Source organism: Streptomyces fuscichromogenes, assembly GCF_014645815.1.
Taxonomy (GTDB): Bacteria; Actinomycetota; Actinomycetes; order Streptomycetales; family Streptomycetaceae; genus Streptomyces; species Streptomyces fuscichromogenes.
Window position 1 is genome coordinate 116,839 of the sequence record NZ_BMML01000029.1, and the last position, 9,162, is coordinate 126,000.

At 67.9% G+C, this 9,162-nt stretch carries 7 protein-coding genes and 3 pseudogenes; 7 read left to right on the forward strand and 3 right to left on the reverse strand.

Translation table 11 applies throughout. The features are described from left to right. Positions 1 to 215: 215 nt before the first annotated feature. Together IEZ11_RS42020 and IEZ11_RS42025 are read left to right on the forward strand one after the other, a co-directional pair. Complete coding sequence (locus IEZ11_RS42020) at positions 216 to 2,387, forward strand: WD40 repeat domain-containing protein (RefSeq protein WP_189268324.1); 2,172 nt, start codon at positions 216 to 218, stop codon at positions 2,385 to 2,387. A 144-nt stretch (positions 2,388 to 2,531) separates the two neighbouring features. After that, a complete protein-coding gene (locus IEZ11_RS42025; protein WP_189268325.1) occupies positions 2,532 to 3,512 on the forward strand; it encodes a hypothetical protein in 981 nt (326 codons plus the stop codon). A gap of 270 nt (positions 3,513 to 3,782) precedes the next feature. On the opposite strand, the pseudogene IEZ11_RS52095 reads toward IEZ11_RS42025, so the two are convergent. Continuing rightward, positions 3,783 to 4,094 (reverse strand): annotated as a pseudogene (locus tag IEZ11_RS52095) (transposase family protein); the annotation flags it as partial. A 69-nt stretch (positions 4,095 to 4,163) separates the two neighbouring features. Here IEZ11_RS52095 and IEZ11_RS52100 point away from each other — a divergent pair. Beyond that, complete coding sequence (locus IEZ11_RS52100; RefSeq protein WP_268239956.1) at positions 4,164 to 4,286, forward strand: hypothetical protein; 123 nt, start codon at positions 4,164 to 4,166, stop codon at positions 4,284 to 4,286. Positions 4,287 to 4,379: 93 nt separating this feature from the next. Here IEZ11_RS52100 and IEZ11_RS42035 read toward each other — a convergent pair whose 3' ends face one another. Next, positions 4,380 to 5,291, reverse strand: coding sequence for a LysR family transcriptional regulator (locus IEZ11_RS42035; RefSeq protein WP_189268327.1), 912 nt, complete (start codon positions 5,289 to 5,291; stop codon positions 4,380 to 4,382). Between the two features lie 194 nt (positions 5,292 to 5,485). Between IEZ11_RS42035 and IEZ11_RS42040 the strand changes: the two genes are divergently transcribed. From IEZ11_RS42040 to IEZ11_RS42050, 3 genes are all read left to right on the forward strand, one after another. Next, positions 5,486 to 6,109: an NADPH-dependent F420 reductase gene (locus IEZ11_RS42040; protein ID WP_189268328.1), complete on the forward strand. Its 624-nt coding sequence runs from the start codon at positions 5,486 to 5,488 to the stop codon at positions 6,107 to 6,109. 87 nt (positions 6,110 to 6,196) lie between these two features. Beyond that, the gene (locus tag IEZ11_RS42045; RefSeq protein ID WP_189268342.1) at positions 6,197 to 7,132 is read left to right on the forward strand and encodes an SDR family oxidoreductase; all 936 of its coding nucleotides are present in this window, start codon (positions 6,197 to 6,199) and stop codon (positions 7,130 to 7,132) included. A 23-nt stretch (positions 7,133 to 7,155) separates the two neighbouring features. Beyond that, complete coding sequence (locus tag IEZ11_RS42050; RefSeq protein ID WP_189268329.1) at positions 7,156 to 7,815, forward strand: NADPH-dependent F420 reductase; 660 nt, start codon at positions 7,156 to 7,158, stop codon at positions 7,813 to 7,815. Between the two features lie 276 nt (positions 7,816 to 8,091). Here IEZ11_RS42050 and IEZ11_RS52105 read toward each other — a convergent pair. Further along, positions 8,092 to 8,385 (reverse strand): annotated as a pseudogene (locus IEZ11_RS52105) (NF041680 family putative transposase); the annotation flags it as partial. A 125-nt stretch (positions 8,386 to 8,510) separates the two neighbouring features. On the opposite strand from IEZ11_RS52105, the pseudogene IEZ11_RS42055 reads away from it, so the two are divergent. Beyond that, a pseudogene (locus IEZ11_RS42055) lies at positions 8,511 to 8,858 on the forward strand (transposase domain-containing protein); the annotation flags it as partial. Between the last annotated feature and the right edge of the window lie 304 nt (positions 8,859 to 9,162).

Below are 9,162 nucleotides of genomic sequence, written 5' to 3' on the forward strand. Positions count from 1 at the left end.
GTCCGCCGGCCCCGGGCAGCGGTCTTCGAAGCTCGTCGCGCACGTGTCGATCGGCCCCGGGATCCGAGCCCCGAGAAGACGGCGTACCTGACATTCTGGTCGCATCGGGCCACATCGGCGGGGGTGCGCGTGGAAGCACGTATTTTGCTACGGGACATTTCTTCGGCGTAAGCGCCCGGACAGTCGAAGAGGGCGACGCGGCTACCATGCCGGTTATGTCCGGTGAACTCGAAAGCAGTGGTCCGGCCCGTGAGGTCGCGGCGACGAGGGGGCGGCTGACCGATCCTGGATGGCTGGTGCACGGCGACCCGGGGCTGATTCTCGCGGGCTTGGACGGCGCCGCCTCGCAGGAGGAACTGCTGGCGGCCGCGGTGTACCGGGCGTCGGGGCACGTGCACCGTGATGCCGGTGCGGGGGCGCGGCGGCAGCTACTGGCGCTGGACGCCGCCCGGTACGGGAACCGGGAGCTGGCGGGAAACATCGCCAAGGTCGCAGTCCGCAAGGAAAGGGCTGACCCCTGGGTCGTGCAGTGGGCGACCGGCGGCGACCTGGACTCCCGGCTTCGGTACGCGTTGCCTGTACCGGCCAAGGTGGGTGTGTTGGCGACCGTGGTCGCGGAGGGCCTTGGCCTCGCTGTCGCCGGTTGCGAGGACGGCACGCTGCACGGGTGGGATCTGGCCACGGGCAGCCGGCTCGGCACGGCCGTGTCCGCTCACACCGGCGCCGTAGAAGCTCTGGCGACGGCAGTGGTGGACGGTCGTCCCGTCGCCGTCACCAGTGGCTACGACAAAGCCGTTCGGGTGTGGGACCTGGCGGGGGGAGGGCTGCTCGGTGTGTGCCACGCCGACGATGATTCCCGGGTGAAATCGCTGGCCACGGGACTGGTCGGGGGCCGGCCGGTCCTGGTCGGCGCCTGTGTCGACAACGCGGTCAGAGTGTGGGATCTGGCCACCCTCTCCCAGCACAGTGAGCCGCTGACCATACACACCGGTTTTGTGTCCGCTCTGGCGACGGCGGTGCTGTACGGCCATCCCGTCGCTGTCACCAGCCACTCCAGGGAACTCGGGGCGACGGACCTGATCACGGGGGAGGAAACCGTCCGGGTATGGGACCTGGTCACGGGAAGGGAGTTCGCCGCCCTCGGCGACCCTCCCGAGGGGCCTCCCGTGTTCACGGACCAGGCGTACGACCGGAGGAGGGAAGACGGCAGTGACGGCGATGGGGAGGCAGGGTACTGCGCCAGTCTGGACCTCAACGCCAGGGCGCATTTTCTGGTGGCCGACCCGGCGTCTGAGTGCCTGACAGCCGTCAGTGCCAACGCCTACGAGGTGCATATCTGGAACCTGGCCACCCGCGAGCAGGTCGGTGACCCGGTTGCGGCCATGCCCGTGGAAACGGCGACCGTGCTGGTGCTCCACGACCGCCCCGCCGCCCTCGTCGCGTACGCCCATGGGCCGGTCGAGGTGTGGGATCTGTCCACCCTCCGGCATCTGCTCCCGCCGCTGACGGGCCACGAGGCGGCCGTGCGGGGAGCGGCGACGGCGGTGCTGAACAGGCGTCACCTCGCCGTCACCGGCAGCGACGACGGATCGGTTCGGATCTGGGATCTCGACGGTGAAAGGGAGACGGGCAACCGGCTGACCGGTCATGCCGGCTCCGTGAAAGGGGTCACCACGGCCGTCGTGGACGGCGGTCCCGTCATCGTCACCGGCGGCTCGGACTCGAAGGTGCGGTTCTGGGACCTCGACGGGAAGGGACAGCTCGGTGAGCCCCTGACCGCCCATACCACCGCCGTGGGCCTGCTGACGGTGGGGACGGTGGACGGACGGCCCACCCTCCTCACGCGCGACAACCGGCACAAGACGGTGCGGATCTGGGATCTGACCACCCGGGAAGAGCTGCACGGACGGTCGACCAGCGAGTACACCAGCCCGTCCATCACGTTCTTCTCGGCAGTCGACGGCCACTTCGTCGGTGTGACCGGGGAAGGCCGCGTCTGGGACCTGACCACGAGTCAATGGATCGGAGTGCAGCCGCGGCAACGAGGCGCCCTGGCCCTCGATACGCTCGAAGGCCGCAGTGTCATTCTCACCGGCCACAAGACGGAAGAAATCCATCTGTGGGACCTGGCCACGGGCGAACTGCTGGCACCGCCGCTGACGGGACACACCAGTGAGGTGTCCGCAGGAGCGACCGGCACGCTGGACGGTCGCCCTGTTGTCGTCGCCGGCGGCGACCGAACCGTGTGGATGTGGGACGCGAGCACAGGGCAGCGGATCGGTGAGTACGCCTTTCCTTCCCGTATCAGGGGACTGACGGTGGCGCCCGACGGGCGCCTGGTGGTCGGCTTCGGCGCGGACATGGCGGTGCTGACCCACCGGTGCTGACCTTGCTTGCGTGATATGTGTCGCGATGGTGCACCGCCGCCAGATGGTGTAGCCGATCAAGCAAGATGAACGTGTAGGTCGCGCTCCTGACCGCCGTCGGCGGCGACCTTGCCCAGGCGTTCGACGCTGCGGAGGGGATCTTGGATGGGACGCATGACCAACCCTTATCTGCCCGACACGGACCGAGGCGCACTGATCGTCCTCGACACCGACCAGCTTGAACTGGTCGGCTTCCCTGACGGGGGCGTGTTCAGGATGCTGCACACGACGGCCAACCTGCACGGGCACACCCTCGCGGTGCCCCAGACGGTGGCGATCGAGCATCTCACGCACCACCGCTTCGAGGCCCGGCAGCTGACAGGGCGTTCACCGCAAGACGCTGCCCGCCGCCGACACGAGGCTCTCCACGCGTTCTTCACGGTCCTGCCGACGCCCGAGGGCGCCGCGGAGGAGGCCTTGGACCGAGTGGCCGCTCGCCGTATCCCCGCCCGAGCCGTATCGGTCGACGGAGACGGCGGCAAGGCCGAAGCCCACGGCATCCGGGACACCGTGGTCTGGCTGACCCTGCTCGCCGCTTTCGAGGACCGGAACCAGATGCTCTGGTTCCTCTCCGGTAACCAGGACTTCGCCGCACGCTCCGCGTTTCACCCCGATCTGCGTGCAGAAGCAGAACAGCGTCTGGGCACGGACAGATCACTTTTCCTGGGTCTGATGAAGGACGGCATTCCTGCGCTGTTGAAGCGATGGGGTACCAAAGTGACGCTAAGCGCCAAGGACTTGAACCTTCTGGTGCGGTCGGACTCGGTTGTGCAGCAGGTGCGGGCCGTGATCACGGGGCCTGTGCGACCTCTCGCCCCGGACTTCCCGGTGCCCGGCACGGGCCTCCTGACCTTTGACGGCCTGCTCGGCAGACTTCTGGCCTATCAGGTCGACGACAGGCTGTGGGTACCCTGCCGGATCCGCTGGAGGGCCTGCGGGGAGGAACACACCCGTTCCGGCTCCTCGTTCATCATGACGCGGGTGCTGCTGGAGGTCGGCGTCGAGCCGATGCTCGTGCTGGGCGTGACGGTTCTGGACGTCAGCACCGCCGGACCACCCGCTGCGAGAGGGCGGTACGAGACCTGATGCTCGATCGAGACCCTGCACGACGATGGCCGCGTCCGTTCCACCGGCTGCGTGTTCGGCAGCGGACGATCGGAGTCGTCGGCGCCCGTCGGCCGACCGTGACGGCCAAGGGGCCGTGCCGGGAGGCAGCTTGCTCAACCGGTCGGTGCCACACGGATGCTCGCGGGTGCGGGCTCGTGATGGGGACGTGTGAGGGTGAGGTCAGCAGTCGACAACGGGTACGCCCAAGCACGGCGGCGTCGTGGGACCGCCCGGGTTCAGGTCCGAGGGTCACGCCGCTGTGCTTACCGCGACGTCGGCTGGTGTGCGGAGGCGGGCGGTAGAAGCGTTGGTGTGGTGGCCGTGTGCTTCCAGGAGCGGGCGGACCTCCTGCTTCGCACGGCTGATGGTCATGGCAGTAACGCCGAAGAGTTGGCCCAGAAGGTTCATGGTGGCGAGTTTGCGCAGGTGGAGCACGGTGACCAGAATCCGGTCGGCTGGAGTGAGCTTGGCTTTGGCACCTGTGCCAGGGGCCACCAAGCGCTCGTGACCGCGACGTGTGCGGAGCACTTGCTCGCGTTGAACCTCCAGCGCTGGCACGATGTGCCGTGGCCGTCACGTTCGAGGGAGTCGGCCAAGGTGTAGATCACGCCATCCGCACGGACTCTTCGCATGCTCGGTGAGATTGAGGTCGAGCAGTGGATGTGCCTCGCGGAATTGATCGCCAATTCCTTTGGCGACTTCAACGAGATCATGGTTTTCGTCATCTCGGAAGCGGCCGTGCGCAGATGTTGATTCTCACTCTGTGCCAACTTCGCCTTCGCCTTCGCCATCGCCGTTGCTGTCACCTCGTGTCCCTTCTGGCACTGCTGTTGCCATTCGGACTGCTCAACCGTGCTGTGAACCGGCATCGCTCCCAAGCCGCCACATTTCATAGTTCCCACATTCTGCGGTGATCTCGGCCGTCGCCTGAGCCGCGGTGAAGAAGTCATCGACCACCGGCGACGTGCGCGATGCCGCCACCGCGAGGCACACCTGGTCGGGCGCCAGATCCGGGATGGGCACATAGACGACGTCCGGATGTGAGTAGAACACGGTCGCTGAACGGGCCAGGAACGAGATGCCCCGGCCAGCCGCGACATGCTCGAGCGTTTCGTCCACCCCGCGTACCGCGTACCCGGCGTTAGGGTGCGGGCGCCTGGTGGGCTGTGTGCTCGTGTCGGCGTGCCAGACCAGCAGTTCGCCGGCCAGGTCGGCCTCGGTGACCTCCTCCTTGTCGGCCAACCGGTGGCCCGCAGGCAGCACCGCCACCCGTGGCTCGGCGAAGAGCGGGGCTACGCGCAGGCCTGCCTCGTCGATAGGCAGTCGCACGTAGCCGATGTCGATGCGGCCGTCGAGCAGCATCGAGGCCTGCTCGTCGGCTTCGATGCGTTGCACGTCGACCAGAACGTCCGGGTGCCGGCTGGCGAATTGCTGTACCGCCGGAGCGACCGCGATGCCTGCCCGGAAACCGACCATTAGCCGCTGGCTGCCCCGCGCGGCCACGCTCACCCGGCGGCGGGCCGCGTGAGCGGCGGCCAGCAGCGGGCCGGCGTCACTCAGCAGCTGCCGGCCGGCGTCAGTCAGCACCACGCCATGGCTGTCCCTGGTCAGCAGCGGGGCGCCGAGATCCTGTTCCAGTGCGCGGATCTGCCGGCTCAGCACTGGCTGCGCGATGTGCAGTTGCTCGGCGGCGCGGCCGAAGTGCAGCTTCTCGGCGACGGCGACGAAGTAGCGCAACTTGCGCAGGTCCAGATCCATGGGGCCTCCCGGTCCGGCGATACCTCCAGGGTATCGCCCCGGCCAAAAGAGGTCTTGGACAGTCGCTCAGGCCGACGGCAACCATGGAATCGAGCCTGATCCAGGCGCCTCATTCGATGGCTTGGACGACACAGCCCGTCTCACACGGCGCGGTTGACAAGGGCGTTTTATCCAACTCCGGAAAGCAGCACACCATGAGCAGCATCAGCATCATCGGCCTGGGGACCATGACCCGAGCCATAGCCGCCCGCGCGGTCGAGGGCGGCAACGCCGTCGAGGTCATCGGCCGCGACGCGGCCAAGGCGAAAGATCTGGCCGCCGAGCTCGGCGGCAGTGCCACGGCCGGGACGTTCGCTACCACCCCCGTCGGCGACCTCGTGTTTCTGGCGGTGCCCTACGCCAGCGCCGTGCCGATCGTCGCCCAGTACGGAGACGCGCTCGCCGGCAAGGTCATCATCGACATCACCAACACCTCCAACCCCGACGCCACCGGGCTGGTCACCCCCGACGACACCTCCGGTGCACAGGAGATCGCCAAGGCCGCCCCGGCGAGCGCGCACGTCGTGAAGGCGTTCAACACCGTCTTCGGCCACATCCTGGCCCAGGGCGGCCCGCTGGACGTGCTTCTCGCCGGCGACGACATGCAGGCCAAGACGAGTGTCTCGACGTTGATCGAGACACTCGGGCTGCGCCCGTTGGATGCCGGCGGCCTGGAGGTGGCCCGCTGGTTGGAAGGGGCGGGCCTGGTGATGATCAGCCTGGCCCGCCATGGCGTGGGGAACTTCAACTTCTCCCTTGGCGTCGACCTCGTCGGCTGAGCACGCCCGCACACCACTTCTCGCGTCATGTCCGCCGATCTGCGACGCGAAAAGCAGCCTTCCACCTACTCTCGCAAGGACAACGTTGTGCACGTTTTCGTTACTGGCGGGACCGGCCATACCGGTTCCTACATCATCCCCGAACTCATCGCCGCCGGGCACGAGGTCACCGGCCTGGCGCGGTCGGACACGGCTGCGGCGGCGCTGTCCGCGCTCGGCGTGACGGTGCGCCGCGGCGACATCGAGGATCTCGACGGGCTCAAGGAGGCCGCCGCGAACTCCGACGGCGTCATCCACGTCGCGCACAGGCAGGACCTGCTTCCCTCCGGAGGGATCGATGCCGTGGCCGCCGCGGAGCTCCCGATCATGCTTGCCTACGGCGAAGCGCTCGCGGGGACCGGTAAGCCACTGGTCGCGGCGGGCAGCATCGGCTCGCCCGGCTACTTGGGTCGGCCGGCCACCGAGGAGGACCCGGCCCTACCCGGCGGCGATGAGCACACGGGAACCCTCCGGGTCCGCAACATCGTGGAAACCACCGTCATAGGCCTCGCCGAGCAAGGCGTGCGCTCCTCAATCGTGCGGATCGCCAACATCGCGCACAGCGTGACCGATCAAGCCGGCTTCCTCATGCAGCTGATCGCGCTCGCGAAGGAGAAAGGCGTAGTCGGTTACCCCGGAGACGGTGCCAACCTGTGGAACGCCGTGCACGCCCGTGATCTCGCCTCCGTGTTCCGCTTGGCGCTGGAAGAGAGCCCGGCGGGCAGCAATTGGCACGCGGTCGGGGACGGAGCCGTCCCGCTCCGCGAGCTCGCCGAAGCCATCGGCAGTCGACTGGACCTGCCCGCCGTGAGCATCCCCGCCGACGTCCTGATGGTGCCCGGATACTTCGGGTTCCTCGCCAGCATCGTTACGCAGAGCTACCCAGCGTCCAACCTCATCACCCGCCAGAGCCTCGGCTGGGAACCCACCCAGCCAGGCCTGCTCGCCAGTTTGGACAACGGCCACTACTTCCCCGCCATCTGAGGACCCGAACCCCAATGACAACTGTGGGACTCATCGGAAGCGGCAACATCGGCATCACCGTCGCACAACTCGCGGTCGGGGCTGGCCACCAAGTTGTGCTGAGCAACTCGCGCGGTCCCGAAACGCTCGCCGACACGGCCGCGCAACTGGGATCGCGAGCGTCCGCGGCGACGAGCGAGCAGGCAGCGGTGGCCGGTGACATCGTCGTGGTCACGGTGCCGGTCAAGTCCTTCCCCAACCTGCCGGCTGTGCCGCTAGCCGGGAAGACAGTCATCGACACGTGCAACTACGGCCCCGAGCGCGACGGACACATCCCCGAGATCGACAGCAAGTCGCTCACCTCAAGTGAGCTGCTGCTGCGGTACATCCCTGACGCCATGCTCGTGAAAGCGTTCAACAACATCTTCTTCAAGCACCTGCTGTCACTCGCCCGCCCGGCGGGGGCGGCCGACCGCTCGTATCTGCCGATCGCCGGGGACTCCACGTCTGCGAAGGCGGCGGTGACCGAATTCATCGAATCCATCGGGTACAGCGTGGTGGACGCGGGATCGCTGGCCGATGGCTGGCGGCAGGCGACGGGCACGCCGGTGTGGGGAACCCCCTACGGGCCGTACTCGAACGAGAAGGGCCAGCCGGTCGGCGAGGACGCCATCCGCGCGGCACTGGCTGCCGCAGCGCGGTAACCGCAAGTTGGTGCGGGCCGCGGTATGGTCCGGCCGTGCTAAGGCCCTGTCCGGTAGGTGTCGGACGGGGCTGCAACGCAATCGTTGCCGTCCGGATCTGCCAGGATTTGTCATGTCCAGCGGTGCTCGCGTACCGGACGCACGTAAGCACGGCTACTCCCAAGTCGGCACCAACCTCAACCCACGCCCTACACCGACACACTCCGTCCGCTCTCGCTGACGCCGGGCAGCGCCGCAGGGCAGCCTGTCTCATTGAACCCGGACCATTGGAGGGCTTTAGCTTGGTCTGAGTAGGTTTCGTTCGGTGATGCTCTCGGGTCGTTTCGAAGTTTTGCCCACGTCGTAGCGGGTGGCGGATCGTCGGTTCTTCGAGCCGGGAGGCCGTCCGGGACCTGGTCGCGAGGGTTTGGGTGCACGGGCCGGACAGGCGAGGTGCGGGCGGAGGTTCCGGAACCCCCGGCGGACCCGGGCCGGGGTGAGCCGGCCGGGCTCGGCTGGCCTCTCCCCAGGGCGGCGGAGGTCGGCAGCGGCCTGGCGGGGGAGGCGGAGCTGGGTGTGGGCGGCGATGACGCAATGCCGTGAAGCTAAGGGTCCGGAGACGGTGTCAAGAGGAGCGCGGAATGCTGCGGGCTCTGCTATCGAGGGGGATCGGCCAAGATCTTCCCGAAAGCAGAGGCAGCGTGGCCCAGTCCGCCATGGGCAGCACCAGCTATGTGTTCGCCCCCGGCCATCTCGGCGAGTTAACACAGGTCGTACCCCCGGAGTTGGTTGACGCCGTCCTGGAGGAGACCGGAGCGCTGGAACGGCGGCTTCGATGCCGTCCTTCCCGGGGCGGGGTGTACTTCGCCCTTGCTTTGGGTCTTTTCGAGCATCTGGGTTCCGGACTCGTGTGGACCAAGCTGGTCGTGGGGCTGACCTCCCGCGTCTCCGAGCCTTCCGAGAAGGCGCTCCGTGACCTGCGCCGACGGATCGGCCCAGCTCCGGTCAAGCGACTGTTCGAGGGGTTGGCGGGGCCGCTGGCCCAGCCGTCCACTCCTGGGTTGTGGGGGACCTTCATGCGCGCGACGGTGGTGCGTCCGGTCCGGCGAGGAGGCCGGAGCCGGTTGGTGGGTTGGGATTGTGCGCGGGGGCCGGCGGTGCCGTGGGGGTGTTTGGTGCGGTGGTGGTCCGTCACGGTGTGCAGGGGCTTGGCGGGAGTCCGGTGGCGGGGCGGGGTGGGTTGCTTGAGGGGGGCGTTGGCGGGGCTGGTAGCGGTTGCTGGTTCGGGGTTCTGGTGGGTTCCGGTTGTGGTTGTGGTGTGGGTTGGGGGGTGAAGTTTGGGGGTTCTTTAGTGGTGGTGGTGAGGGT